30 protein-coding genes and 1 other annotated feature are annotated in these 26941 nt (G+C 44.6%); of the genes, 23 read left to right on the forward strand and 7 right to left on the reverse strand.

Features of this window, described 5'->3' with window-relative positions; translation table 11 throughout:
* Window positions 1-101: 101 nt before the first annotated feature.
* Window positions 102-464, reverse strand: a complete 363-nt coding sequence (locus EXG77_RS08890) for a helix-turn-helix transcriptional regulator (RefSeq protein WP_023468128.1) — start codon at window positions 462-464, stop codon at window positions 102-104.
* 113 nt (window positions 465-577) lie between these two features.
* Window positions 578-834 (forward strand) — a binding site (T-box leader).
* Window positions 835-898: 64 nt separating this feature from the next.
* Between EXG77_RS08890 and EXG77_RS08895 the strand changes: the two genes are divergently transcribed.
* Both EXG77_RS08895 and EXG77_RS08900 read left to right on the forward strand, forming a co-directional pair.
* A complete protein-coding gene (locus tag EXG77_RS08895) occupies window positions 899-2125 on the forward strand; it encodes an MFS transporter (protein WP_035397651.1) in 1227 nt (408 codons plus the stop codon).
* Window positions 2126-2140: 15 nt separating this feature from the next.
* Window positions 2141-2659: a GNAT family N-acetyltransferase gene (locus tag EXG77_RS08900; protein WP_035397652.1), complete on the forward strand. Its 519-nt coding sequence runs from the start codon at window positions 2141-2143 to the stop codon at window positions 2657-2659.
* Between the two features lie 191 nt (window positions 2660-2850).
* Here EXG77_RS08900 and EXG77_RS16660 read toward each other — a convergent pair whose 3' ends face one another.
* Both EXG77_RS16660 and EXG77_RS08910 read right to left on the reverse strand, forming a co-directional pair.
* Complete coding sequence (locus tag EXG77_RS16660) at window positions 2851-3645, reverse strand: type II CAAX endopeptidase family protein (protein ID WP_052017141.1); 795 nt, start codon at window positions 3643-3645, stop codon at window positions 2851-2853.
* A complete protein-coding gene (locus EXG77_RS08910) occupies window positions 3642-4487 on the reverse strand; it encodes a MerR family transcriptional regulator (protein ID WP_035397655.1) in 846 nt (281 codons plus the stop codon). The genes EXG77_RS16660 and EXG77_RS08910 overlap by 4 nt, the downstream gene beginning before the upstream one ends.
* Before the next feature lie 79 nt (window positions 4488-4566).
* Here EXG77_RS08910 and EXG77_RS08915 point away from each other — a divergent pair, with 79 nt between their 5' ends.
* Window positions 4567-4914 (forward strand): multidrug efflux SMR transporter, encoded by a 348-nt coding sequence (locus EXG77_RS08915; RefSeq protein ID WP_035397658.1) that lies wholly within the window; start codon window positions 4567-4569, stop codon window positions 4912-4914.
* Window positions 4914-5228: a multidrug efflux SMR transporter gene (locus tag EXG77_RS08920; protein WP_035397660.1), complete on the forward strand. Its 315-nt coding sequence runs from the start codon at window positions 4914-4916 to the stop codon at window positions 5226-5228. The genes EXG77_RS08915 and EXG77_RS08920 overlap by 1 nt, the downstream gene beginning before the upstream one ends.
* 23 nt (window positions 5229-5251) lie before the next feature.
* Here EXG77_RS08920 and EXG77_RS08925 read toward each other — a convergent pair whose 3' ends face one another.
* Window positions 5252-6046 carry a hypothetical protein gene (locus tag EXG77_RS08925; protein ID WP_035397663.1) on the reverse strand — a complete coding sequence of 265 codons (795 nt, stop codon included), beginning with the start codon at window positions 6044-6046 and terminating at the stop codon, window positions 5252-5254.
* A 43-nt stretch (window positions 6047-6089) separates the two neighbouring features.
* Between EXG77_RS08925 and EXG77_RS08930 the strand changes: the two genes are divergently transcribed.
* On the forward strand, window positions 6090-6845 hold the full coding sequence (locus tag EXG77_RS08930; RefSeq protein ID WP_035397665.1) for a carotenoid biosynthesis protein: 756 nt from the start codon (window positions 6090-6092) through the stop codon (window positions 6843-6845).
* Here EXG77_RS08930 and EXG77_RS08935 read toward each other — a convergent pair.
* A complete protein-coding gene (locus EXG77_RS08935; protein ID WP_052017142.1) occupies window positions 6820-7410 on the reverse strand; it encodes a TetR/AcrR family transcriptional regulator in 591 nt (196 codons plus the stop codon). The genes EXG77_RS08930 and EXG77_RS08935 overlap by 26 nt on opposite strands.
* A gap of 1261 nt (window positions 7411-8671) precedes the next feature.
* Here EXG77_RS08935 and EXG77_RS08940 point away from each other — a divergent pair.
* The 13 genes from EXG77_RS08940 to EXG77_RS09000 all read left to right on the forward strand — a co-directional run bounded on the left by EXG77_RS08940 (window position 8672) and on the right by EXG77_RS09000 (window position 20941).
* Window positions 8672-12400, forward strand: coding sequence for an ABC transporter permease (locus EXG77_RS08940; protein WP_052017143.1), 3729 nt, complete (start codon window positions 8672-8674; stop codon window positions 12398-12400).
* Window positions 12401-12540: 140 nt separating this feature from the next.
* Window positions 12541-13434 carry a DMT family transporter gene (locus EXG77_RS08945; RefSeq protein WP_035397666.1) on the forward strand — a complete coding sequence of 298 codons (894 nt, stop codon included), beginning with the start codon at window positions 12541-12543 and terminating at the stop codon, window positions 13432-13434.
* A 28-nt stretch (window positions 13435-13462) separates the two neighbouring features.
* Window positions 13463-13921 (forward strand): hypothetical protein, encoded by a 459-nt coding sequence (locus EXG77_RS08950; RefSeq protein ID WP_035397668.1) that lies wholly within the window; start codon window positions 13463-13465, stop codon window positions 13919-13921.
* Window positions 13922-13953: 32 nt separating this feature from the next.
* Entirely contained in the window at window positions 13954-14472 is a 519-nt protein-coding gene (locus tag EXG77_RS08955; RefSeq protein WP_035397670.1) for a hypothetical protein, read from the forward strand.
* A gap of 233 nt (window positions 14473-14705) precedes the next feature.
* Window positions 14706-15584, forward strand: a complete 879-nt coding sequence (locus tag EXG77_RS08960) for an NAD(P)H-binding protein (RefSeq protein WP_035397672.1) — start codon at window positions 14706-14708, stop codon at window positions 15582-15584.
* Window positions 15585-15900: 316 nt separating this feature from the next.
* On the forward strand, window positions 15901-16320 hold the full coding sequence (locus EXG77_RS08965) for an Rrf2 family transcriptional regulator (protein ID WP_052017144.1): 420 nt from the start codon (window positions 15901-15903) through the stop codon (window positions 16318-16320).
* 53 nt (window positions 16321-16373) lie between these two features.
* Window positions 16374-17228 (forward strand): NmrA family NAD(P)-binding protein, encoded by an 855-nt coding sequence (locus tag EXG77_RS08970; RefSeq protein ID WP_035397674.1) that lies wholly within the window; start codon window positions 16374-16376, stop codon window positions 17226-17228.
* Window positions 17229-17462: 234 nt separating this feature from the next.
* Window positions 17463-17762, forward strand: a complete 300-nt coding sequence (locus tag EXG77_RS08975) for a hypothetical protein (protein ID WP_238987934.1) — start codon at window positions 17463-17465, stop codon at window positions 17760-17762.
* Window positions 17763-17922: 160 nt separating this feature from the next.
* Window positions 17923-18204 carry a hypothetical protein gene (locus EXG77_RS08980; protein ID WP_035397676.1) on the forward strand — a complete coding sequence of 94 codons (282 nt, stop codon included), beginning with the start codon at window positions 17923-17925 and terminating at the stop codon, window positions 18202-18204.
* 18 nt (window positions 18205-18222) lie between these two features.
* Window positions 18223-18561, forward strand: a complete 339-nt coding sequence (locus tag EXG77_RS08985; protein WP_035397678.1) for a hypothetical protein — start codon at window positions 18223-18225, stop codon at window positions 18559-18561.
* Window positions 18562-18598: 37 nt separating this feature from the next.
* Entirely contained in the window at window positions 18599-19771 is a 1173-nt protein-coding gene (locus EXG77_RS08990; protein WP_035397680.1) for a hypothetical protein, read from the forward strand.
* A gap of 209 nt (window positions 19772-19980) precedes the next feature.
* Window positions 19981-20433, forward strand: coding sequence for a GNAT family N-acetyltransferase (locus tag EXG77_RS08995; RefSeq protein WP_035397682.1), 453 nt, complete (start codon window positions 19981-19983; stop codon window positions 20431-20433).
* Between the two features lie 163 nt (window positions 20434-20596).
* The gene (locus EXG77_RS09000; protein WP_035397684.1) at window positions 20597-20941 is read left to right on the forward strand and encodes a hypothetical protein; all 345 of its coding nucleotides are present in this window, start codon (window positions 20597-20599) and stop codon (window positions 20939-20941) included.
* Window positions 20942-21040: 99 nt separating this feature from the next.
* Here the strand turns inward: EXG77_RS09000 and EXG77_RS09005 are convergent, their stop codons facing one another.
* Entirely contained in the window at window positions 21041-21757 is a 717-nt protein-coding gene (locus EXG77_RS09005; RefSeq protein WP_035397686.1) for a GntR family transcriptional regulator, read from the reverse strand.
* A gap of 173 nt (window positions 21758-21930) precedes the next feature.
* Between EXG77_RS09005 and EXG77_RS09010 the strand changes: the two genes are divergently transcribed.
* The 5 genes from EXG77_RS09010 to chbG are packed head-to-tail and all read left to right on the forward strand — an operon-like array spanning window position 21931 to window position 25882.
* A complete protein-coding gene (locus tag EXG77_RS09010; RefSeq protein WP_035397688.1) occupies window positions 21931-23253 on the forward strand; it encodes a 6-phospho-beta-glucosidase in 1323 nt (440 codons plus the stop codon).
* The gene (gene celB / locus EXG77_RS09015) at window positions 23250-24569 is read left to right on the forward strand and encodes a PTS cellobiose transporter subunit IIC (RefSeq protein WP_035397690.1); all 1320 of its coding nucleotides are present in this window, start codon (window positions 23250-23252) and stop codon (window positions 24567-24569) included. The genes EXG77_RS09010 and celB overlap by 4 nt, the downstream gene beginning before the upstream one ends.
* A gap of 29 nt (window positions 24570-24598) precedes the next feature.
* A complete protein-coding gene (locus EXG77_RS09020) occupies window positions 24599-24898 on the forward strand; it encodes a PTS lactose/cellobiose transporter subunit IIA (protein WP_029341536.1) in 300 nt (99 codons plus the stop codon).
* On the forward strand, window positions 24895-25197 hold the full coding sequence (locus EXG77_RS09025) for a PTS sugar transporter subunit IIB (protein WP_029341535.1): 303 nt from the start codon (window positions 24895-24897) through the stop codon (window positions 25195-25197). The genes EXG77_RS09020 and EXG77_RS09025 overlap by 4 nt, the downstream gene beginning before the upstream one ends.
* Window positions 25190-25882 (forward strand): chitin disaccharide deacetylase, encoded by a 693-nt coding sequence (chbG, locus tag EXG77_RS09030; protein ID WP_035397692.1) that lies wholly within the window; start codon window positions 25190-25192, stop codon window positions 25880-25882. The genes EXG77_RS09025 and chbG overlap by 8 nt, the downstream gene beginning before the upstream one ends.
* Window positions 25883-26027: 145 nt before the next feature.
* Here chbG and EXG77_RS09035 read toward each other — a convergent pair whose 3' ends face one another.
* Window positions 26028-26903: a MerR family transcriptional regulator gene (locus EXG77_RS09035; protein WP_035397694.1), complete on the reverse strand. Its 876-nt coding sequence runs from the start codon at window positions 26901-26903 to the stop codon at window positions 26028-26030.
* Window positions 26904-26941 lie beyond the last annotated feature (38 nt).

Raw genomic sequence — 26941 nt, forward strand, 5'->3', positions numbered from 1 at the left:
GCATCATTCATCGCTCACTTTCATTATGTTCTTTCGTTTAAACATTTAAACGTTTAGTGTAAAATCAAACTCTCTTCTCATGTGTGAGAAAAGAGCCTCGTTCAGCGTAGGATACAATCTTCTTCAATGGCTGCCGTCAATGTTTTTAAGACGTTGACCGCTTCTTGTAAAGTCAGATAATAGTAGTTCTCCGTACCGACTTTCTCAGAAGCGACGATTCCTGCTGCCCGCAATACTTTCAGGTGATGCGAAATCGCTGGTCGAGATAACGAAATTTTTTCATCCAATTGACTGACGTTCAAACGATCGTACCGTGCCAATTCAATGATGATCGCTTGACGATTGACATCCGATAAGACTTGAAAGATCGGAATCGCATCTTGAAAATACCCTACCGCTGCGTCTAGAGCTTGTACATCCTGTTCATTTTTTCTCATAGCGCCTCCGTTTAAACGTTTAAACATTTAAATTCATGCTCCTAATTTACAATCCTTTCTTTCCGTTGTCAACTGATTCATTTCAATTTCCTATTTACAGGTTCAGGAAACTCATGATAGGATGGTAAAAATTACATGATTCAAACGCGTCGAAGAGAACAGTACGTCATCTCGGCTTTTCCTAGAGAGCTCCGATTGGTGGAAAGGAGCATCAGCCATTGACCGAACCAAGCCTCTGAGCAGCACGGTGGAACCGAATCGGGGATATCGTGACGGGTGCTCCCGTTATCGAGCTCAGGTATTTGCCGTTTGAAAACGGTCGTACCGATGAAGGCGATACCGGTGACGGTCTCGCGAACAGGGGTGGCACCACGACACGTACAGTCTCGTCCCCAAGACCAACGTCTTGGAGGTGGGATTTTTTTATTGGCTTAAAACACAATAAAAAAGGAGTGTGTCATATGTCGAATTGGAAATACCCTGGGTTGCTATTACTTGGTGTCGGTGTTTCGAACGTCGGTGCTTGGATCTACTTCATCGCCTTGAATTTAATTGTCCTTGAACGAACGGGATCAGCGTTTGCCGTCTCCGTTCTCTATATTTTATTGCCGATTTCCGCGCTGTTGACGAGCCTCTGGTCCGGTAGTGTCGTCGATCGGATCAATCAGCGCCGCTTGCTCGTCATGCTTGACGTCTCGCGTGCCGGACTCGTCTTTTCACTGACACTGATCGATTCGTTGTATGTCCTCTATGCGCTCGTCTTTATCCTGAACATCGGCAACACACTGTTTGAGACATCGTCATTGATCTACATGACGAAGCTCGTCCCGGAGACGAGTCGCCAACGGTTCAATGCGTTGAAGAACTTTATTCAATCAGCCGGCTTTATTCTCGGACCGTCGATTGCTGGATTCTTATTTTTGATCGGTTCTCCGGAGACGGCAATCATCCTGAATGCGGGAGCGCTGTTGTGTTCTGCAGCCTTACTGTTCGTATTGCCTGACGTCCGTCTGGCGGCGACTACAGCGGTCACCTTCTCACTCCGAGTGATTCTCGCGGACTGGAAAGAGACGCTTCAGTTTGCACGGACGCGTCGCTATATCACGCTCGTCTACGCCTTCTATGCGCTGATGATCGTCCTGATGAGCGGGCTCGATTCGCTCGAAGCCTCGTTTGCGACGATTGTTCTGCAGCTGGATGAGAGTACGTATGGATTTCTCGTCAGTATCGCCGGAATTGGCATCATCTGTGGCTCCGCCGTCAATGCGACCTTCACACATCGCTTGTCGCTCCGCTTCTTGATTCAATTCGGAGCACTGATAACACCGATCGGTTATGTGATCTTTGCCACAGCGACATCGTTCCTGACGGCAGCAATCGGCTTTTTCTTGCTGACGTTCGCCCTTGCGTTTGCGAACACCGGCTTCATGACATTTGCTCAAACGCACATTCCGGTCGAAACGATGGGACGATTCCTCAGTAGCATCCACGTCGTGCAGTCAGCTGGTGTCATTCTTTTGACGGCGTTGATCGGTTTCTATGCTGAGACCTCAATCCGCTTGACGTATACCGTCGCTGCGGTCAGCTTCCTGATCATCGGTGGATTGATCGTCTTCATCATACAAGACCGCACGAAACGGCATTATTTTACGACGGAAACGGACGAAACGATCAAGCTTTCGTCATGAGAAAGGACGGTATCCATGAACCTGACCGCAGAACGAATTTTCCTACGCCCGCTTGACGTGACCGATGCACACGTCTTATTCGAACAAACCCAGGATGAGACATTACGTTATTTGACTGGTACGACAGCAACGTTTTCGATTGAACAGATCGAGCAGCACATTCTTTCGATTCAAGCTGATCCATCGCGCTTCGATTTCGCTATCTGTTTGAATTCCGGTGAAGTGATTGGTGAATGTTCCATTTTAGACATTGAGGCAGAGTTGAAACAAGCGGGCTTTCGTATTTCGATGCGTGCCCTCCCCTGGACCGGTCAAGGATACGGGACAGAAGCGATCGCGTGTATCATCCGGTTTTGTTTCGAGGAACTTCGACTTCATCAACTTGAACTTGAAGTGTTTTCGCATAATGAGCGAGCCATCGCTGCGTATAAGAAAGTTGGTTTTGAAATCGTTCAGAGGAACGTTAACGTCATGATGAATGAGCATGACTTCGCTGATGAGATCATTATGCGAAAGGTAGCAATCAACTCTTAGAAAAATGATAAGAAGATGGTGAAATTCAAATTTCCAAAAATTTCATCGTCTTTTTGTTGTTTTTTGGGGGACACATGATTTGTTAAATTCTTTTGTTATGTAGTGATTCAAAATGACAATCAGTATCTTAATCCATCCTTATTTTCACTAGTATGCATTTAGAACAGCCTACTCTGATGTTGGTTTAGCATTTATAAAATCCATCCATTCCAAACCATTCCTACGTTGATTACAAAATGAAAACAAATGGTCGGATAGATGCTGTTGCTCTTTATAACGACCCACGAATAATATAGTCCACCAATGGAAAACAGAACTGTGAACACTAAAGAGATACCGAGTGTTAGATGCAAGATACCAAAAATGAGACTTGTCACAACTATCGCATAGCGAGTCGAGACTATATCTTTCAAGAAAGTAAGCATGGCTCCTCTATACAGTAATTCCTCGATTGTTGCATTCACTAGAGAAAAAAATAAACTAAAAAAGATCAAACGTGAGGTCAGTTCGAGTGGTGAATCAAAGAAAAGCGGAAAAAAGACACTACACGATCCTAAAATCCCCAAAAATAAAAACGTTCTCATAGAAAGGGTATGTCGCGGAAACATAATATGTTCCTTAAAGTTTGGAAAGCGGAGAAAAATCGAAAATAACGACCGTCGATGATGAGTGATTAATACGAATATTACAAATGGAATCAAAATCAAAAGTAAAGAAATCCGATGAAGTAAAACGAACTGAGTGTTCGAAATACCAGATAGTTTAAAGTACGATAGAGCATACTCGTAGAATGCAAGACCTACCAAAAAAATACTAAATAAACCGGCAACTGATGCGTACTTCCTTCGGCAAATGAATATAAGCATCAGTGCTGTAGTACAAAACAATCCGACTATTAACCAACTTTGAATCCATGCGATGACACCACTAAAGAATAGAACTGTTATTAGAAATATTGATCGCGTTGATTTCTTCGATCCATTCATATCTGCACCGCCCTTTTAAAAGCAATTGGAATTTGAATTTCAAACAACGATTCATCCAACCGATCTGTCACCGAAACATCCACCTCGACCATCTGAATTGCCTTTCCGTCAATTCTCATCTCATTCTTTTCAAGATAATCCTTCGCCTGTTTTAAACTTTGCGTACGATCCCAAACCTGTCCGAAGTGACGTAAACATACATAATATCCTGCTGGAACACGAATGAGATTCATCTCTGGATAATCATTTGGAAATGCTGTTTGTGCCATCAGTATTGAAGTAGGTGCGGCACCTGCTTGGATTTGCGAATCGACATCAAATAAGAGACCCAAAAAACTCCCTGCGACAAGCGATACGTGAAGCTCTAATAATTTTTCAATCTCAATCGTCGCATAACTCAATTCAATATCATCTGCCACCTCGTCATGTGTCGTTAAAAAATAGCGTTCCTCGATATAACGGACGTTTGGTTGTGGTGTTTTTCCCTCTTCAGCAATTCTTTTTAGATACGTCGTCTTCTGTTGTAAACTACTCTCGATTCGGACTAGTTGTTTGATTTTCCTTTGTAATTTCGTTTGGTGCGATTCTATGATCGATAACGATTTTTCTAAGTTTCGTTCCACTAAGAACGTACGAATTTCTTCTAAACTCAGACCAATCTCTTTAAGTTCGCGAATTGTACCCAGGACCTCATATTGATGAATCGAGTAGTAGCGGTATCCGGTCGTCGCATCAATCCGGTGAGGCTTAATTAATCCGATTCGGTCATAATGCCGCAGTGTTTCCGCTGTCATATGTCGTAGTTTCGCCATTTCACTGATGGATAAAAATTCTTTATACATTAGTTGATCCTTTCGTATTGACCTTTGTGTTACACAAAACTTTATACTTGGACTCAAGTTAGATAAAGGAGTGATTCAGATGAATCGAAATTGGGTCTTCGTCCTAATCGCAGGACTGATTGAAATTGGTTGGGTAATTGGATTAAAACACGCTACTTCACCGCTTGAATGGGGTTTGACGTTCATTGGAATCGTCGCTAGTTTTGCACTCATCATCAAAGCAACTTCCACACTTCCTGTTGGTACAGCGTATGCCGTCTTCACAGGAATCGGAACAGCAGGAACGGTTCTCGTCGGAGCGGCTTTGTTTGGTGAACCACTATCACTTGTGAAGCTGTTATTGATCGCGACGTTGATGTCTGGTGTCATCGGATTAAAATTATCAACATCCGATAAAAAATCCGCAACGAAAGGAGCACATGAATAATGGCTTGGATTACATTAATCTTTGCAGGACTTTTTGAAGTGATTGGCGTCTCGAGCATCAATCGACTCAATCGTGAACGTAACACGTCATCGTTTTTAATTTTCATACTGTTCTTCGGATTGAGCTTCACACTACTGTCACTTGCGATGAAGACCATTCCGATGGGCACGGCTTATGCAGTATGGACCGGAATCGGAACAGTTGGAGCGACCATCCTTGGAATGGTGATGTTCAATGAAGAGAAGTCATTCAAACGCATCCTCTTTCTCAGCATGATCGTCCTCTCTGTTATTGGCCTAAAGGTTCTTGAATGATACTGAGGCAGGATTCTTACGCTTCACGAGGACCTTGTCTCTTTTATATAACGGGGTAAAACAAATGCTGCCTCATGGGTCATTGCATCAAAATACTTGGTTTCGACTGCGACACCTCGCGTGACTCGTGTTTGAATGATTCCTGTATTTGTTCCAATACGGAAAAGAGCAATCCCGCCTGGAAAAGTCGGCACATAGGATAGATAATCTTCAAACTGATTCCCTTTTTGCCTCATTAATCGATTTATCTCCTCGTATCGTTTTGATTCAAACATCGGATGAGGAAGAATCATGTTCCACAATCCATCAGATCGTAGCGCCGGTAAGAAACGTCGTAACATATCATTACAACTCGCAGCAGAATAATTTCTCGGTAAATCAAAAACGATGATGTCATAGTGGTCCGTGCATGCCACACTTTCAAGTCGTCTAATGAAATGTGATGCAATCGTATCCGTTTTAAACCACTCATCGTAATGACGTGCGATTGACTCGTCAAGCACGACATGATCGACTTGCTGAAGGTCAGAATGTTTCAAAACCTGATGATACAGCAATTTCCGCGCATTACCAATAAACAAGACTCGTTTCGGATTCGGATGAGCGTATAAGATGACATGAACGAGCATTTCGTAGTAGGCAAAAGCATCGCGTTCCGATGTAACAAGTGTCCGATCGAGCATCATTAGACGATTGAATTGACTACTCTCATAGATTTCAATGGACCGTCCTTTGTTCTCTTCAGCATTAAGGATATTCTGTGCATGGAATAAGTGTCCATAATATGCTGTATGTTCATTGGTTACCCGTCTAATCATTCAATCTCCTCATTTCCAATACTTCAATAGGTGGTGGCAACTAATGGATTGTTTTCATCAATATTTATGGAAATTTTTCGTCATCTGGTTCTCAATCGGTCTCGTATTGGTAGGGTTTTCTTTACTTCCCTCATGGCTAGAGTGGGCAAATGCTGTCTTCTTATTTCTTTCAGGCACATATGCCGCATTCTATTTATGGCATGTGTTGCCAAAAGCACGCTTCATTATTCCATTGATTTTTTTTGGATCGATTCTTATAGAGTCCATCGGAACGAAAACTGGTTTCTTGTTCGGTAAATATATCTATACGACGGAGTTCGGACCTCTCTGGCTTGGTGTACCTATCACTATGGGACCCGCATGGTTATCTGTAATCGGAGCTAGTTACGCCTTCTCCAAACTTTTTTTTATCCGATACAATACACTTTTACTCGTTCCTCTTTTGACAGTCTGGTTAGATTTAGCGATAGATCCTGTCGCTTCGCTAAATCAATATTGGGTTTGGCAGGATCCGGGAATATATTACGACATTCCTTTTCAAAACTTTTTGGGTTGGTACATCACTGCTCTCTTTTTCAGTTTATTCATCGCTAAGTACGAAGAACCTGCAACGAATCTTCAGCTCGAGCGAAACAATCAAAAGTTGTTTTTAATGCTACATGTGTTATTTGGAGTAACCGCATGGACAAGTGGTCTGCATGGCGTTCTTTTTGTGACCTGTTCTGCCATTCTTATATATCTTGCTTACTATTCACGTTATAAAAAACGTACGTTTAATCAATCAGTAGATTTTCCTTGACGAACGCATGTATGAATAGATCAAGCGCTGCTGACTTTCGTTGATTAAAACGTTTTGGACTATCGTATAAACACCCGACAATCAATCCATCAAACAATGTCAAATAATGAAGAGCACATGCTTCAGGTGATGAGGTCGACGTCAACTGTTCCATATGTTCCTTAAATAACGCGATGAACCGTTCCTCTAGATACGAGATGAATTGCTCCGTTCCTGCTTCAATCCGAGTTTTGAACTGTTCAGGTGCATAAAAAGCAAATCTATAGAAAAATGTCATATCATCATCCGATAGATGTCGCGACAAGTATTCTTCAACAAACGTTGGTAACAGTGTATTTAAGTGATTCGCTCCGTGACGACTGATCCACATATCGATATACGCGATTTCATTTTTTAAAGCCTCATCATAAATCTCTAAGAAGAGAGCGTCTTTACTCGTAAAGTGAGAATAGATGGATTGTTTTTTCATAGCACATTCAGTACCAATCGTTGATAACGTCGTTGCTTCAAATCCTTTTTTAGCAAATTGTCTCAAAGCAACTTGCATGATCGTTTGTCTTGTCATGATGATCCTCCTTATTTAACTGACGACCGTTCGTAAGGAAAAATAACAAAAAAAGAAAGATATGTCAATTCATTTTCATTAATGTACAACGAATGTTGAAGCGTATCGCATAAGCGATACGCTCAGATTGTAGACAAACCCTCATTTCGTAATTGAAATGAGGGTTTGTCGTATGTAATGGAGACTAATATATGAATAAGACACGGATAAGCGAATTGCTTCTCACGTTCCCCCTTCACGTAATAGCCACTCTCCGGATCTGTCGTACTCTCCTTTATCTGACGTTCTTCAACACTCTTCGTCTTGGGGGTGAAGGGCTTTTTTACATGCAAGATCCAATCCTCATTGACTTCTTGATCTAATTCGTCTTTGTACTGTTGGGCAGCGCGTCAAACGAGTTTTTTCTTGAACTTCCATTTGTTTGCGTTAGCCTTGATGTGGTTGGTGGTTGGAGTCGATAAAGAGGACCGAAGGGTCCACGAATCCAGCTTCGACCCCTTGGTGAGGACACGATAAAAAATACTCTCTAAGACGTCCGTACCCTGAAAGCGACGGACGTAATTCTTCCCGAATATAGAGAAATGGGGTACCTTCTCATCCAGCCCAAGACTTAAAACCAATGGTACGCTACGTTAGTATCGATTTCTTTGAAGGTACGTCGCATGGAAGGAATACCGTGAAGAAGCGCATCTTGATTAACAGGACGGGGTCGATGCTGGATCTGCCGGTGTTTTCGCTATACAATTTCTCGATGGCACGATAGATGAAGTCGACATCGATCACCGCATCGATTTTACGATCAAACTGGTCCTGCGGACCAGTTGTTCCAATGTGATGGTGACATGCTCTGATCGATGATGGTACCTCTCTTACCCATCATTGGAAGTCCTCTTCCTTCTTCGTTTCTACTTTTCAAATCCGGAAGAAAGAGGAGAGAAGCGTTTTGTTCACTCGAAATCGCTTCCTAAGGAAAACAAGCAGGAGCGACCCTGCAACGAAGTGAAGCGACGCGATGCTTGTCCCAGGAAAACGATTCGAGAGGAACAAAAAGCGCATGTCTTCAGTCTGAGCGTATCACATAAGCGATACGCTCTTTTAAAAAACTTAAAACACTCGATTTTCAATTAACAGATTTTTAGTCAATTCACTATAATTTGTATATAATGGAAATATAAAAAGAAATATATGGATATGTACATAAGTGATAATTAGGTCACATTGTACGATTTTCCTTAAGTCAAACGAAAGCGAGGAATAGTACATGCTGAGATTCATCTGGAATTCCTGGTGGCGCAACAAGGAGCGGTTCATCTTACTCCTCGTCGGCGTCCTGATCGTCAGTACTGGACTGAGTTACTTGATCGGTACGACGCAAGCCAATAACGGAACGGTCGTTGATGAACTGCAAAAACGCTGGGGCTCATCATACGATATCGTTGTTCGACCGGAAGGCAGCCGGAGCGTGACAGAAGACTTGAACCTGCTCGAACCGAACTACATGAGTGGGCTCGACGGCGGGATCACCCGCAAGCAGTACGAGACGATCAAACAGATTACTGATGTTGAGGTCGCAGCACCAATTGCGATGATCGGGAACTATTATACGGATGCTGTGAAGGATACCTACAACTTCAAGGAACCAGGCATTTATAAGATTTCATATAAAGATATGCAAGATACTGGACTAAAAAAAGAAACAGAGTCTATGTCGTTCTTTGCCGGAGCAGGATGGTCCCCTCCTGAGAGTGACGGATTGAATCGAGATATTTCACCGCAAGAACTAGGCGAGTTTCCCATCTACGGTTACGGGAGTGCAGTGATGCTTGCCGGGATTGATCCGGAAGCAGAAGCACAACTCGTTGGACTCGATCAGGCAACCAAAAAGGCTACGCATAGTCGTTATTTCACGAAGGACGATGTCGTGAACGATTATGGTGACGGTGTCTGGGACATCCCATTGATCATGAACAGTCAGGAATACGTCAATGCATCGCGGACCTATCGCTACGAGAAAGTCGATATTCCGCTCGTCAAAGATTCAATGGTTGAAACGGTGCGCAATATCATGAAAAAAGGTGGCGAATCCTATCTCAAGACGCTTCCTGTTAAAGATACGAAGGAATACTATATTTCGACAGAGCAAGCATCAAAGCAACTTATTAAGAACATTCTCGAAGATAAGGTTCCGGAAAATGCAAATGGTGGCTTTGACTGGATGTATCTAAAACCATCGTCCGTCGAGTATCAAACGATTGCTAGCCCCTTTGCCAAACGTTGGCCATTTACTTATCAAGTAACGCCTCAAGAGGTTGCAAAAGAAGTTCTGATTTCGAAACGATCGATGTATCGAAAAGCTCGTATTTTCGGTGACGGTACGGGTAACCTTGATAAAGTACCGAAAATGCATTTGAACTATATTGGTGTCTTTGATCCGAAGAAATTGAACATTTCGAAAGACCCATTGACGGAACTGCCGATGGAGACCTATTTCCCGGCGAAAGCCCAATGGGTCATGGACAAGAATGAAAAACCGGTCAATCCAGTCCGGGAAGTCAAACCGACGAACGATCCGTATGACTTTTTGACGAAACCACCATCGATGCTGACGACGCTTGACGCCGCCTTTAAGTTACGTGGTGATAAAGCCATCTCTGCCATTCGTGTCAACGTCAAAGGTGTCGAGACAATGAACGCGACGAGTGAGAAAAAGTTGAAAGCTGTTGCTCAAGAGATCGAGGACAAGACCGGTCTGATCACCGACGTCACGCTTGGCTCCTCGCCACAGCTCGCGCTGACATACCTCCCTGGATTAAAAGGTGAATCGGCACTCGGTTGGATCCAGCAACCGTGGATCAAACTCGGTTCATCGATGGCCATCTTCCAAGAAGCAAAAGTCGGAATGAGCGGCATCATCGCCAGTGTCATCGCTGTTGCTCTCGTGTATGTCTTTAGTTCAAATACCATCTTACTCTATGCCCGCAAGAAGGAATTCGCGATCTTACTGTCGCTCGGTTGGCGTCCACGTCAGCTCTCGAAGCTTCTGTTCCTAGAAGCAACGTTACTCGGCACACTCGTCGCCTTGATCTCTTGGACGATCCTCGGTTCGTTCTGGCTGACGACGGATCATCCGATTGCCTTATCACGAATCATCTTGATTGGACTTGCTGGTCTATTGATTTACTGGGGCGGTACGCTCGTCCCGATGACGCTCATCCGCCGGATTCAACCATTCGAAAGTATGCGTTCTGGTGAAGTCTCAAAAGGTCGTCGCTTCGTCCGGGCACAAAGTGTCCTTGGGATGAGCATCAACCAACTTGCAACGTATTGGCAACGGACGATCCTCTCGACAATCGCGATCGCCTTGCCGACGAGTCTGTTCATTTTCTTCCTATTCATCACCTTCCGACTGAAAGGTGTCTTGTATGCGACATGGCTCGGCGAATACGTTGCACTCGAAGTCGGCACGATGCATTATGTTGCGATGGGTGTCGCTTTACTTATCGCTATCCTGACGACGACGGAGATCATGTGGCAAAACGTCAACGAACGAAAGAGTCAGCTTGCCGTCTTGAAGGCAACCGGTTGGCGGAATGGTCAAATCCGGACGCTCGTCTTAAGTGAAGGATTGATGACGGGACTGTTCGCTGGAATCATCGGCTTACTAATCGCTCTTGCGATGATCGGCTTCGTCTATAACCAGTTCCCAACAGGTGAGCTCGGCTTCTTGAGTGTTATGTTGTTGATTCCTGCCATCACGGGAGTTCTCGGTGCCCTCTTACCCGCTCAACGCGCCGTCAGCATTACACCAAATGCTGCGATTGGAAGTGTCGTAACGAATACGAAAGCGACGGAACGACGCTTCCGACTCGCCTTGTCCGCAGTTGGTGGTGCCCTTGTCGTTGGTGTCGCTTCCCTGTTCTTCTTTGCTACGACAGAAGAAGGACCTGCGTCTACGAAACCGGTACAAACAGCTGCACCAACGGTCAAGACGACAGGAACGAAATTGGCAGATGTAAAAGACAAGAAAAAGAAAGCGTCCTCTACGAAAAAAGTCAATTCGATCAAGCTCGATCAACTAATGGAACGTGGAGTCGTTCAAACCTATCCGGGAGATCCTAAAACAAAAAGCAATATTTTCCATGTTGATAAACTTCTCCTATCACCTCCAAAGGAGTTGAAATTACCAACTCTTGTTGATGAACAATATGTTACCGTTCCCGTCATCCTTGAGAACTACAAGGATAAAGACGCAGATGGCGGATATGGTATTTATAAGCCAAATCTATTCACGTTAGAGGATACAAGCGGTAATGTATACGAAGCTGTCGATTATGAGAACCGGAACCCAGACGCTTGGAAGGACGGCTATCGCTATTTCCCACCTTTCGTTTCTCGCGTCGATCTTGTGTTCCGTGTTCCAAGTGATAAAAATACGTATGTGCTTCTCGCGACAAGCGAAGCCATCGCCAAACCGACGACCGTCAAAATCGAAGTCGATGCTGCGAATGCTGCATCAACCAACGTGAAGACCGGACAAAAGAACAAGTCAAAGAAAACGAATACAGACGCCATCGAAGAACTGATGAATAAAGGTGGTCTTCAGACTTATGCTGGTGATAAAAACTTAATGAAAGAACGTGGGTTCATGGTCAGTTCGGCGAAACGTGTTCCACTGAAGAATCTTCCGAAAGATAAACAAGCCGTATCTGTCAGACTTGAGATGCAGGTAAAGGGTGAAGATTCAGCTGACTCTTATATCGACTATAAACCCTCTTCTTTCCCATTGATTGATCGTCACAAGAAAAGCTACACGCCTGAAGAAACGATTAATCTGAACAAAAAAGCCTATTCAGAAAGCTTAGGTTATTACGCTCCGTTACACTCAAAAATTGATGTCATCTACATCGTACCGAAAAATGAAAATACCTTCGTCATGAACGTAAAAACAGGATTCACTGGTTTTCTCTACACCGTTAAAATCAAATTATGATTACTACTTAATCACTGGCTGTCATATGACGGTCAGTGATTTTTCTATTTATACCGAAATTAATTTCTTAACGTTCTACTTTTGGTAAGATGAAATACAGGAAAAGAATTGGAAGTAAACTACTTAAACGAGGACCTGCTATGACCTATTTCATGTATCTATTTTGTTTAATCGTCTGGGGACTGAATTTCATTGCTGTCAAAATCCAAGGAACTCCCGTCGCCTTGGAAGTATCCCTGACCTATCGATTAGCGATGACAGCCCTTCTCTTCATCGCCTTCGCGTTATTCGTTAAACGAACGAACAAACCTACCGTAACGGACCTGCCTTTCATCGTCGTATTCGGTGTCTGTAACTTCGCTATGAGTTACTTATGTCTCTATTACGCGACGATGTTAAGTTCTGCTGCCATCGTGACGTTGATTTTCTCACTCAAGGTCATTCTGACACCAATCGCTCTGCGTCTGTTTTTAAAAGAGACGCTCCATGCGCGCGTCTGGATCGGCGGATGTTTTGGCATCATCGGTGTCGGTGTTCTGCTCGTTCCGAGTCTAAGCAGCATCCATGGACTGACCAATCTGAAAGGTGTCTTGATTGCTCTGGTCGGCACGCTATTAACGGCAGTGGGTGACGCCAGTTCAGCGCGTAACGCTAAGCAGCGGATCCATCCGGTTCATGCCAATGCGATCGGATTCACTGTCGCGAGTCTACTGATGGGCGCAATCGTCTGGTTACAGGGAACACCGCTTACGCTCCCGACAAGCGTGACGTATCTTTCTGCCTTACTGTATTTAACTGTGATCGCATCGTTTCTTGCGTGGCTGTTTTATTTGAAACTCGTCGAACGGATCGGTGGTGCGAAGAGCGGTTATATGGTCGCGCTATTCCCATTGATTGGCGGTGTTGCTTCCGTATTGATCGGTGAATCGGCGCTATCCCTTCCTCTAGTCATCGGTTGTTTGTTTAGTTGCATCGGGGCTTCGATTGCTCTAGGGATTCGTCCGTCTCGGCAACGAAATAAAGTATTCAGCTAATGTCAATTCATGAACCGGAGTGATGAACATGTCTTCTCAAATCAGATGTACGTATGATTTTTTAAATTCACCGAACGCTATTTCAAATGCTTCAGCAAGGGACATCCCCACCATTCTGTCGATTGAAGCGAATGTCAAAATCATCATTGATCATGCACTATATCTTGAAACATCGTTAGCCATCTTCGAGTTTTATAAATCGTTGTATCGGTGGAAAAGATTGGTGACACCTTCATGTACTCCTGCCTTTTATTATTATTCGGTGGAGTTTGACCATGATGAAGAAGGGGCAATCGTATCGATGGTCCCTTCTGCTGATCAAGGAAACATTCAATCGATTTGGGGCGATGAACGGATGAACACTGTTTTTCCGCTCGACACCTTAGTGACGTGCTTGTCTGATTTAGAAAGGCAACTGCGATTCGATCTTGAAGCGTACTTCGACATTCAGCTGGATGCTTTCATCCGTCACATTCCCTATTCGTAACCAAATCGCTAATAGAATGAGGAGACTTCTATATGCTTGATTTATCCCAGTTCCAGGTTGAGCTTGATATCAGGAAGCCAACACCCTATTTTCAGTCAATACCAGAACGCCGTATCCGCTTTTTAATGGAAGACCTAAATGCCTCGCAGTTGAAAGAAATTCTTCAGACGATTTTTCAAGAAGACAGATCCATCCATCTTCTATTCGTCGCTGCGTACATTCATCGTTTTCGTCGTTATTCAGCAAAGGCAAGAGTAGGCTCGTCGATTACGATTCGAAACTGGAAAGAGTATATCGTGGAAGATGAAGGAGCTCATACGGGTGTCGTCTATGCACATGTGAAACATATAAAGCTAGATGAAGTCATCTCCTACTGCTTAAACGTCTATCGAGGGCACACGCCAGCTTACATCGTATTCTATGACTCAGTTTTTCTTTTGTATGTGTCGACGGATGTAGTGGATATCATTGGCGATGCGACTGCGATTAAGTCACTCAAGGAAACATACGCAGAACTTTACAATAGCTTTCACGACAAGTACGTCGAGTAATATTCATAATAAACCTAGATATGTAAACATAAGTATTAATAATTAATTTTTTTGAATATTAAGGTTCATATATTGAATAAATGGAATACTTAATTATGTTTTTAGCAGGAACTATCATCTATCCGGTATTTGAAGGATAATTAGGGTATTATATAACTAATACAAGTATTTTATTTACCACTTTACAACATCAGTGAAGCCTCGTTCATCTAAGAGAGGAAAGGAATTTTCCCATGATTTTCATTACGGACTTTTCTTCACCGATCGGGCAGCTCGTCAGCCAACGTATGCGCACGGAAGAACAGCCTTTTTGCATCGGGGTATCCGATCCACAAGCCGCTTCCGAATTATATGGAGAGCATTTTGACTTTCGTCGATTCGATGTCCAGGATGCCTCGACGTTCGTAGAAGCACTCGCAGGATGCGATCAAATCTTTCTCGAATTTCCTGCAAACGCGGACTTGGAAACATTCGAATATTTTATTCATTATCTCAGACAGACTGCCCTGCAACACATCGTCTACCTCTCAGCCAAAGACGCTCTATCCCTCCCATTCACGCCACATCATCGTATTGAAGTCGTCATTCGCCAAACCGACATTCCCTACACGATCATTCGTCCTAGCTACTACATGCAGCATTTAAACATGTTCATCCGAGATATGTTACGAGATCATGCACACCTCTTCGCACCGGCAGGAATTGGTAAGACGTGCATGATTGATGCCCGTGACGTAGCGACCGTCATGATGACGTGTCTTGAAAACCCAGCCACTCACTTCAATAAAATCTATACGATCAGCGGTGAAGCGGCTTACAATTTTTACGAAGTCGCCCGGCTTCTCGGAGAAGAACTTGAAACAGAGATCATGTATACGAACCCGTCGATTGATTTTTTCCGGTCCTTTATGATGCAACATGGATTGTCTTACGAAGAAACCAATGAAATCATCAAACTTCATGTGCCGATCTTATTAGGTCTAGCGGATGAGACGGATAACCACTTTTTAGAACTGATTGGTGAACGCCCGATCACCCTTCGCCAATATATAAAAGACCACCTATCCGATTGGGTAAATGAAGAGGAGGGCAAAGCATATGATTACTCATGAACGAGCGCTGTTCGTTCGTCAATGCATCGTCGATTATTATCACCGGCTCGGCATTCATTGTCAGGTGACAATATTCACAGAGTACCCATTGCAATTGTTGCTCGACTTCGACTCTCGAAGAGATGAACTGATTACGCCTCAACGGCGAAGCCTCTCCTGTCGGTACATTCGCGCACACCTCATTTCTGCTTTAATCACTTTCGATGATTCCTACACGCATGTTTACATGACGAAAGCGCCCTTTTCCTCCATGACGCGATATTGTCTCTTGATAGTCTAATATCATCGTCAGTCAAAATTGAAAGGAGATGCGGTCGTGCGGTTGAAACGTGCTACGGAACACGGCTTACTGACATTACTTTTTTTGGAACACACCTCAAAATCGATGACACGAAGAGGAGAATACGTAAAGACGAGAGACATTTCGCTTCAATGTAACATCTCGTACGAGCATCTCACGAAAATCATTTCAATTTTAGGAAAAGCAGGTCTTTTACGAACCCATGCTGGACGAGAAGGCGGTGTTCAACTTCTCCCATTGAGTCATACTGTCCGGGTCGGAGATGTCGTCGCGTTATTCGAACGTCCGCTTTTCCCGGGAACGCGTTATCAGGTACGTGCGTTAGATCAACTATTAGATGTTGCACTGATTTCGTTCTTTAATACGCTCAATCAAGTTACGATAAAGCAATTAGCGGACGATTTACCACCTTACTTTTTCTTAGACATATCATGATTTACTTCTCATCAAACAGCAGTTCAGTCAAGTGTACAGGAAGGACGTTACACATGACGATTTTAGTAACAGGATTCACAGGAAACGTTGGACTAGCCGTCGGTCATGCAATGATGAAGCGACATATTCCCTTTCATGCGGCTGTCATCGATCCAGCAGCTGCTTCAGAGAAATTCGGCAATACTTTTCACTATCGTCACCTGGACTACGCCGATATCTCAACGTTTTCACAAGCGTTAAAAGGCGTCGATCAACTCTTTTTGATGTATCCGTCCCAAGTATCAACACGACAGTTCCATCTCTTTCTGCGCTATTTGCGCTTCACCTCAGTCCGGCACATTGTTTATCTCTCGTTCAAAGATGTTCCAGTCTTTCCGCTGACACCTCACCATACAATCGAAAAGATCATTCAAGAGACCGGCATCCCGTTTACGATCATCCGTCCCGGATACTACATGCAAAATTTGAATCTCTTCATGCGTGATGACATCCGTTTTCACGAGCAGATCGTTACGCCAGCTGGTCTTGGGAAGACAAGCATGATCGACATCCGCGATATCGCGACGTTCGTCATCCATTGCCTCGAACATCCTGCTCCCCATTTCAATCGTGTCTATACGTTGCATGGCGAGGAAATTTTCGGTTTCCATGAGGTCGCAAGTCTGATGACGCTACTCCTAGGAAAGACGATCCGTTACACGAACCCTTCGATTCCATTCTTCCAAATGAAGATGGTTCAAAAAGGATATCCGAAAAGCTACGTCAATGAAGTCATCATGTTACACCTCCCGATTAGTCTTGGACTCACGAAACGAACGAATAGTCAGTTCCGCGAGGTGACTGGTACCGAGCCGATTCCCCTAAGTCAATATATTCTCGATTATCAAGCCCACTGGGAGAAGCATTGATTCCTCTATTCTTCGTAAAAGGAAAATGACTTCCTCAAAACCTAGTCGTCTCAAAGAGACACGTGTGCCTCATTCATAATCCCTTCATCCATTTGAAGGGATTTGATAGTTTATTGTGGAAAATGATTCTATATGAAGATTCTTTTGCATGATATATGACTTGATTGATTTTAATTTCCGATTTAACACTATTATTTATTCAATAAAGGAGGAGCTGGTATCCTTAAATTCATTTTGATTGGCTCACTACTTGCCGTGATTGCTTTTTTTATCTATTTTGAGCCATTCCGTATTGAACCCTACGACCCCGACGTCGAAGTAAACGGTAAACCAATTCCGACTGTCCAAGGTTCTTATTGCTGGTCCAGTTTGTTCAGTGCTCAATGTGCGGACATGATCTATGTGGATGCTTTACACATGACTGAAAAAAGTAAACCCGTCATCGTCTCACCCTCTGACAAAATCCATCTCTCGTTTGATCGTAAACCCGATACGCTCGAAGTCGTACGCTGGGATTCGAAAAACGAAAAGTGAACAGGTTTCATTAAAAAACGACATTCTTATCGCACCTTCTTCTCAAGGTACGTATACCTATGAGGTCATTGCGCGATGGAACGAACATGGTGACGGTCTATCCGCCTTTTTGATTCAAGTCCGATGAAACCTACCCCACTCAAACAGGAGATGAATGACCATGCGTAAAGGTTTTCGACTTTGGCTTCCCTTGCTCTCACTTGCCGTCTGTCTGTTCAATGCCTTCGGCTACGACGACAAAAATATCTTATTGTTTCTGACGAGCCCTGTCTTCTGGCTTCTTGAATCACGATCCTTTCTTGGAACATGGCTAGATTCCTTCCATGTCCCACTTTTTCTGATCTACATCCTGACCTTGATCAGTTGGTTCTTGATCGGGTTACTGATTGATGTCATTCTTTCTGTTTTGTTTAGAAGATCGTCTAGACGCATCCATGATTAACTGAGGAGGAAAATACATATGGGACCAACCAATGACATGTGGGTGTGGGTACTTTCCTACGCATTCTTTTTCATCACGCTTATCAGTGCAATCTTCGTCGCGATCAAGCATCCAGCCTTGAGAAAAGCGTCGATCCGAGCGGTGGTAGCGTTGCTTTTCCTGTATGCACTATTTATTTGGAACTCTTTGTACCGTCTTGACATTACAGAGTTCAGACATTTTTACGAAGGATTGACGACACTGCGACCGTGGGCATGGATGTGTGTCTTCTTGTTCGCCTACACATTAAAGTGGTGGTATCTCGTGTTTCTTCATACCCGGCGTCCAAGTCCCTCTTCACATGAGGTACAGCAATGAACTACATTTCCGAAAACCTTTGAAGGAGCTACCTAATATGAAAGTACATCGATTCGCATCCGTCTGTTGCCTCTCGACCATCGTTTGGACGACAGCGGGTTGTACCATGATGGAAGAACAAGCAACACCGCGTGTAGCACAAAAAAATGTCTTGTCACCTGAACAAGTGAACACTTCCTTGAAGAAAGCAACGACCGACTCCAATAACCAACAAGCAATCGAATTAGAAAAGCAAACGGAGCGCGTCACGTTAGGTCAAACGAAAACGTACGACCTCTCTTCATTACTGAGCAAACACCGTGTCTCGATTGATCCGCAGTATTTCTATCAAAACCAGATCTTCTACTTTGACCTACAAGAAAATAAGAGTGTCATCTATACATACGATACGAAACGACAGCACAACAAAATCGTCCATGCGACGAAGAATGCAATCCCGATGATGACGGGTACAGGTGCGTTTTTACTATGGGTCGAAACGGAACAACCGACGAAAACAGGTGTAAAATGGTCGATTCGTCAATTGAAGATTACGACGAATCAGGTGACGACGCTCGATGTCGGTGAAAGTCGCTTCGATACGTCCCCTCCGAGAATCGATGTTACGTCAACTCGGGTTTCCTGGATCACGCAAGAAGCGACTGCACAAAAAACGGTCTCCACGATAAAAACGTATTCGTTAAAAACCGGAAAGATCACACCACTCCAGTCCTTCATCTTAAAAACAGGAAAGGTACGAGACGGTCTATTCACATACGAGCACCGCGATAGCGATGACGGGGCTTTATACACGTCTCACTTTAACAACGGAAAGAACGTCCATGTACTTGAGACTCTGGATGGTGCCTACAAAAAAGAGCTATCCGGATTAATTGATTTCAGTCGCAGTGGCACCTACTTCGCTCTTGGAACAGAAGGCGACGCCATGTTCCATCCAATCGGATTAGACGAACAGACGCTGAACTATTCTGCTTCAAGTGCCCAGACGACGATCGACGGCATTCAGTTCCTCTCAAATACAAAAGTCGTCTTCCGCGAAGGCATCCATCAGTTGATGTATGCGGATTTACAAGCGAAGACCGTCGTTCCTTTAACAGACTTTGAAGAGCTGGTATCTCTTCCTCTACTGCAAGATGGGAAACTCACTTACTCCATCACGAACCGGAAAAAATCTACCTTGCATGTCGTAAAGCTCCTCCCGTCTAATTAAACGATCATGATCTTAATCTAACGAAAGAAAGTCGTTTTCCGGTACTCTGTACGGATGACGACTTTTTTCTTAAATGTTCTTTTGTACTCTTAAGAAGAACGGAGGCTCACAAGTTCTTACATAACGCTGCTATATCAACTATTGAGACAATAGAGTGAAACTGACTTCTAAGTCAAACGCATACAAATACATCTATGAGGAGAGAGAATATGAACATCCGACAATTATCCGTCCATGAAAATCCACCGATGGAGCTCTTGCTAGCAGCGGACCCGTCTCAAAAGTTAGTCGAAAGCTATGTAAAAAGAGGTCATTGTTTCGTCGCTGAAAGCAATGATCAATGGATTGGTGTATATATACTTCTCCCGACAAGGCCCCAAACGATTGAAATCGTAAATATTGCAGTAGATGAGTCGCATCAAGGGCAAGGTATCGGAAAAGATCTTTTACGACATGCGATTAGCACAGCGAAAACACTGGGGTATACGACCATTGAAATCGGAACGGGCAATTCAAGCATTGGACAGCTAGCACTTTACCAAAAATGTGGATTCAGAATCGTTGAAGTCGATCTGAACTTCTTCTTGAGACACTATGAAGAGGAAATCATCGAAAACGGGATCCGGTGCATGGATATGATTCGGTTATCGCAAGATATATAAGAATTTCAGCATTCTTTTCGAAAAGTATATTCCGCTATCTCGCAGTAGAGCTCGAACGATTGTAGAAGAAACATCCTGAGGCTCTTGACGTTAAATAGGATTGCAAAAAATGGATTCATCCTCCATAATATGAACATACGTTCTTATTATAAGGAGGTCCATCATGCAGCACCTTCAAAAAGAAATGACTCATCCGTTGTCGTTATCCACTATGAATCCGCTTATTTGCCTCTCCATCGATTCATCCATTATTGATTCTTCCGTTTCTACGGCTTATAAAATGGAAGTCATGTTATTCATCGCTTTACGGGAGAGATTATCCTTAAAACTGCTTCCTCCCCATCATTCCGGTGGCATTACAGAACTTGTCTACATAGAAGAAGTCGACTTCGAGAGTCGACAGTTGACGCTCTTTCATATGAACGATTCGTCATTGTCCTATCATCGCTACGTCGAAAACGATTATTTACTCTCCCAACAGCCTCAACTATTACTTAGCATGATGTAAGTTGAAACAAAATGATGACGTCAAAAGAGGTTGAATCCATTCCGATGCGTGAATGGATTCAACCTCTTTTCGCGCTTCTCAACAACAGCGCTATTCCATTTAACGATACGAACGTTCAATCACGAAATTTGTCTTATCCCCGCGGAAGTAGGATCGTGAATACTCGATGATTCGACCTTCCTGATCCTCCGTTACTGTTTCGATGTAGAAACATGGCGCATTGACTGGACATTTCAGATGACTACTGATCGCTTCATCCGCTAGGACGATTTCGAGTGACTCTGTCGTTTTCGCTACCTGAATGTCGAAAACTTTTGCTAATGTATCGAACAACGAATGCTCCGCTTGTTCCTTCGTAATCCCTGGAGCAATCGACCACGGGATGAATGAGATCTCATATTGTGTCGGTTCACCATCTGCATGACGAATCCGTTCAATCTTCTGGATGGGCGCTTGCTCTTCTACAGGAAAGACTTCCGTTAGGACGTCGGTCGCAGAGACGACGAATAATTGAATCAACGACACCTCGCCCCGCTTACCTTGCACCGCTAACTGAGCGGCGTAATTGTTCGGTGTATGCGACAATGTCTGCCGAACTTTTTTACCGGCGACGAACGTCCCACGTCCTTGCTGTCGAATCAGATACCCTTCAAGCGTCAACTGGTTCAACGCACCTCGAACGGTCGTCCGACTGACATCGAACTCTTCACAAAGTACATACTCCGTCGGGAACTTCTTCCCTTCTTCGTAATAGCCTCTCTTGATTCGCGACAGTAACTCTTCCTTGATTGCCGTCTGTAACGTCGATTGCGACATACCCCCACCTCTTCCTCTAATCCTTTGTGCCTTTATTGTGATACAGACATCATACAAATGCAAATACAAATCATAATTTGTTTTATTTGTATTTTTATATTGCTCTAAGTTGTATTATTTGTTACATTTGTTACAACAAAAAGAAATCGCTTTCATGAGGAGGAATTCACAACATGCCACTCAAGGTAGTCATCATCGGTGGAGGCTCCAGCTATACACCGGAAATCATCGAAGGTTTCATCTTGCGTCACCATTCCTTTCCGGTCGACGAGGTCGTGCTTGTCGATATCGAAGACGGAAAAGAAAAGCTCGAAACCGTTGGCAAACTCGCACAACGGATGATTGACAAGTCTAACGTGAAGATTGCACTTCGTTGGACACTCGATCGAAGAGAAGCGCTCCGTGGAGCCGACTTCGTTTCGACGCAAATTCGGGTCGGTGGTCTTGCGGCCCGTGCGCTTGATGAGCGCATCCCACTGAAGCACGGCTTCATCGGTCAAGAGACGAATGGCGCTGGCGGTATGTTCAAGGCGTTCCGGACGATTCCGGTCTTACTTGAGCTCGCTGACGAGATGGCTGAACTCTGTCCCGACGCCTGGTTGATTAATTTCACGAATCCTGCGGGGATCGTGACCGAGGCACTTCTAAAACATTCCAAGCATCAGAAGGTGATTGGTGTCTGTAACATCCCGTTCAACATGCGGAACTCCGTCGCTGAAATCCTACATGCCCCCGTCGAGCACGTCTCGATCGAATTCATCGGGTTGAATCACTTCATCTTCGGTCGACAAGTCTTGGTGAATGGTGTGGACCGGACGGAAGACGTTCTTTCCGCATTGAGTCAAGGGAACGACTACTCACCAGCGAATATCGTCGGACTTGGTTGGTCCGAGTCGTTTCTGAATTCGATCAAGATGTTGCCGAACCCCTACCATCAATATTATTTCCAAACGCGTGACGTGCTCGCAAAAGATCGACAAGCTTACGAAGAGAACGGGACACGCGCTGAAGTCGTTCAAGAAGTCGAACGCCGACTATTTGAGCAGTACCGAGACGTGTCACTCGACGTGAAACCGAAAGAGCTCGAACAACGCGGTGGAGCCTATTATTCGGATGCGGCGTGTAACTTAATGGACTCGCTCTATAACGACCGTGGTGATATCCAGACCGTCAATACGCTGAATCAAGGGACGATTCGTGACTTACCGGAAGATGCCGTCATCGAGGTCAACGCCGTCATCACAAAAGCTGGGCCACGTCCTCTATCAATCGGTAGCTTACCACTCTCCGTCCGTGGACTGATAACGAACTTAAAGGCATTCGAGCAACTGACGATTCAAGCCGCCATTTCCGGGAAGTACGAGGATGCTTACCTCGCTGCCCTGATGAACCCATTGATCCAAGACGAGAAACGGATCGACGCTTTACTTGAAGAGCTGTTTCGCGCGCATCACCCGTACTTACCCCAATTCCAGCTTAAGGAGGTTCTCTCATGAACAAGTTCATTGAAATCGCCGGACGGATCGGTTCCCAGCGTCATCTCGTCGCCATCCGTGACGGGTTCGTCTCCGTCATGCCGCTCATCATCGTCGGTTCACTCGCGATTCTGATCAATAACTTCCCTGCCATCCAGCTCGGTAGCTGGTCGCTCGACTTCGTCGGCTCGATGAATGCCGCTTTTGGTGAAGGCAGTTGGCAACGGCTCGGCGGCAACATCTGGAACGCCTCCTTCGCGATTCTCGGCTTATTGGTCGCTTTCTCGATTGCCTATAACTTGGCACGATCCTACGAAATCGATGGTCTCGCCGCAGGTATCTTGTCGATCGCGTCTTACGTGATGCTCGTTCCAGTCACGAAGGACTGGGGACTTAGCTTCGCTTGGCTCGGCGCACAAGGCTTATTCGTCGCCATCATCGTCTCGCTTCTCGTAACGGAAGCATTCCGTTTTCTCATTCATACGAAGCTGACGATCCGAATGCCGGACGGTGTGCCCGGTGGTGTCACTCGATCGTTCCAAGCCTTGATTCCTTCGATGATCATCTTGACGGTCGTTGCTGCGATCCAGTTGTTCATTCAAATAAAACTCGAGCTCAGCATCTTCGAAGTCATCTTCAAGGCAATCCAGCAACCGCTTCAAGGCTTCGGTGATTCGCTCGCTGCTGGTCTAATCATCGCCCTGTTGAACCATGTCCTCTGGTTCTTCGGTCTACACGGCACGAACATCATCGGTTCGGTCATCGAGCCAATCTACTTACCGCTGATTGAACAGAACTTAGCTGCCTTTCAAGCTGGTGCTTCCGCCTATGACGTGCCATATACGGTAACGAAACCGTTCCTCGACGCATTCGTCTTCATGGGGGGCTCTGGTACGACGTTGTCACTGCTACTTGCGATCTTCATCGTCGTAAGGAAACAACGCAATCATCCCTATCATCAAGTCGCTAAGCTATCAGCACCCGCCGGTCTATTCAACATCAACGAACCGGTCATCTTCGGCATGCCGATCGTCCTCAACCCGGTCATGCTGATTCCGTTCATCCTTGCACCGGTCGTCTTGACGGTCGTCTCGTATGTCGCACTATCGACTGGGATGGTACCGAAAACGGTCGCCATCGTTCCATGGACGACACCACCGATCATTAGCGGGTACCTTGTCACCGGTGGTAGCATCCGCGGTGTCCTGCTTCAGGTGTTCAATCTGACGCTCGCGACATTGATCTATATCCCGTTCGTCGTAGCAGGAGCGCGCGCCATGACTGCCGAAATCAATCGAAACAAAGACAGTATCCACGAAGGAGAGAAAATCAGTTGAAGACAGAATCGATCCAACAATTATCGTTCATGATCATCTTACATGCCGGAAATGCACGCTCGAGTGCTTTTGAGGCGATTGCTGCTGCCAAACGCAGTGACGAAGCACTTGTCCAAGCGAAACTCGAGGAAGCAGAGACTTCGTTTCTTGAGGCACACAAACTTCAAACGGAACTTTTGCAAGAAGAAGCACGAGGAACGAGCAACGAGATGAGTGTCCTACTTGTCCACGCTCAAGATCATCTGATGACGGCGATGACGGTCAAGGAACTGGCGACCGAGATGATTGACATGATCACTAAAATCAATCGACTGGAGGAAACGAAATGAATATCTTACTCGTCTGCTCAGCAGGCATGTCCACTTCAATCTTGGTAGAAAAAATGCGGACGGAAGCCGTAGCACGAGGGCTTGACGCAACGATCGAAGCAGTACCCGAATCGCGACTAAAGGAACATACGACGATGGACGTCATCTTGATCGGTCCGCAAGTCCGCTACCTCGAGAACAAAATCCGTTCAGCGGTTAACGTGCCGGTTGCTGTGATTGACAACATGGCATACGGGTTGATGAAGGGCGATCAAGTGCTTGATCAAGCACTCTCGCTGACTGGCACGGCACATGCCTAAGACGCGTGTAATCGTCAATGCTGATGATTTCGGTTTGACGACGGGTATTAACCAAGGCATCATCGAGAGTCATCTTTACGGTTCCGTCAATTCGACGACGCTGATGATGAACGGACATGCGGTCGAAGAAGCTGTTCGACTTTCTCAGCAACACCCGGACCTGCATGTCGGTGTACATCTCGTACTCTCTTGGGGAAAACCGCTCGCTTCGACAAGTCAGTCGTTAACGAAGGAGGACGGAACGTTCCGCTTCACGAGTCGCTTTTTGAAAGAAGAGCCACCGGATCCTAAAGACGTCTACCTAGAATGGAAAGCCCAGATTGAAGCTTTTCTTGCTACCGGGCTGTCGCTGCATCACTTAGACAGTCACCATCATATCCACGGCTGGTCGGCGATCGATTCCATCATCGTCGATCTCGCTAACGAATATCAAACGACGTTCCGTGCTGCGGGGAACGAGAAGCACCGGGATCTCTGGCTGACGAATCGCTTCGATGAGCGGTTTTATGGAGAGGGCGTTTCGTTTGCGACACTTGATTCAATCACACCCGGTTCATCCGTTGAGGTCATGGTGCACCCTGCCAACATGGATGCGCTACTTCCAAGCGTCACGTCTTATGTGAATCAGCGACTCGTCGAGAAAGATCTTTTAACGAGATATACTCCACCGGATTGGTGGACATGAAAAAACATCCCTACTACCTTGACGAACCGAGGAGTAGGGATGTTGTCATTTTCTTTATGAAACGTTGTAATAAGAAATTGCGACTTTTTTTAGAATTAATTTTACATATATAAAATTAAAGTACAAAATGATTGTTGCTTTCACACTACGCATTATTTGGTGTAATGCGAAATTGAGTCTCAGAAAGTATATCTTCCGTATAATCAATCGCAGTTAACTGAGTGAGGTCTGTTAAGACGATATCAATTAATGGTCCCTCGACTTTATAGTTGTTTTCTTGAAGCCATTCTTGTAGAAATGAATATAATTTACGAAAACGTTCCTTCCCTGCCATACCTCTACTCACAATACAAGCATAACTACCACTAGGCAAAGTCGCATTCTGAAACGGGGATGTCATGGAAGGAAGAAGCACGCCTACCTCTAAATCGATTTCTGGAAGATGTCTTTCGAAGTGAGAAAATTCTTCATTTAGTTGGATATGATGATGCTGTAACACGAGCGATGTAACGGGTACATCCTCAAACGAATTTTCTTTGAGTAACTGTAGAAACGCGTCTTGATAGATATCAATTCCGCCTCTGTCGAAAATCTTTCGCTTCGATAGAATAGGTCGTTCATCAAAATGTTTCACTACTATTTCCCAACTATCCTTTTTCGTGATTGTTGTCGAAATTAATTCCTTTTCTATAGATTCGATTCGGCGATGCACTTCCTTCTCAGTCTGAAGAAGTGCCAACCGCTTTAACTTAATTTCTTGTTTCTTCTTATCTAACAATCCAAGTTGAAGATTCATATCTCTTTCGTTTAAAAAAAGTTGAACTTCTTCAAGAGAAAAATCCATCCTGCGCAGATGCTGGACGATTTTCATATGTGTGATGTCGTGTTGTGTGTAATATCGATACTTACTATGTGGATCGATTTGACGCGAACGGATCAGACCAATCTGATCATAATATCGTAGTGTGGATGCAGGTATCCCACTTTGTTTTGCAGCCTCTCCAATTTTAAATAAACTCAAGTTATCTCTCCTTTTAAACTATATTTTATAGAAAGCTT

It is taken from the genome of Exiguobacterium sp. OS-77, assembly GCF_000414195.2.
Classification (GTDB): Bacteria; Bacillota; Bacilli; order Exiguobacteriales; family Exiguobacteriaceae; genus Exiguobacterium_A; species Exiguobacterium_A indicum.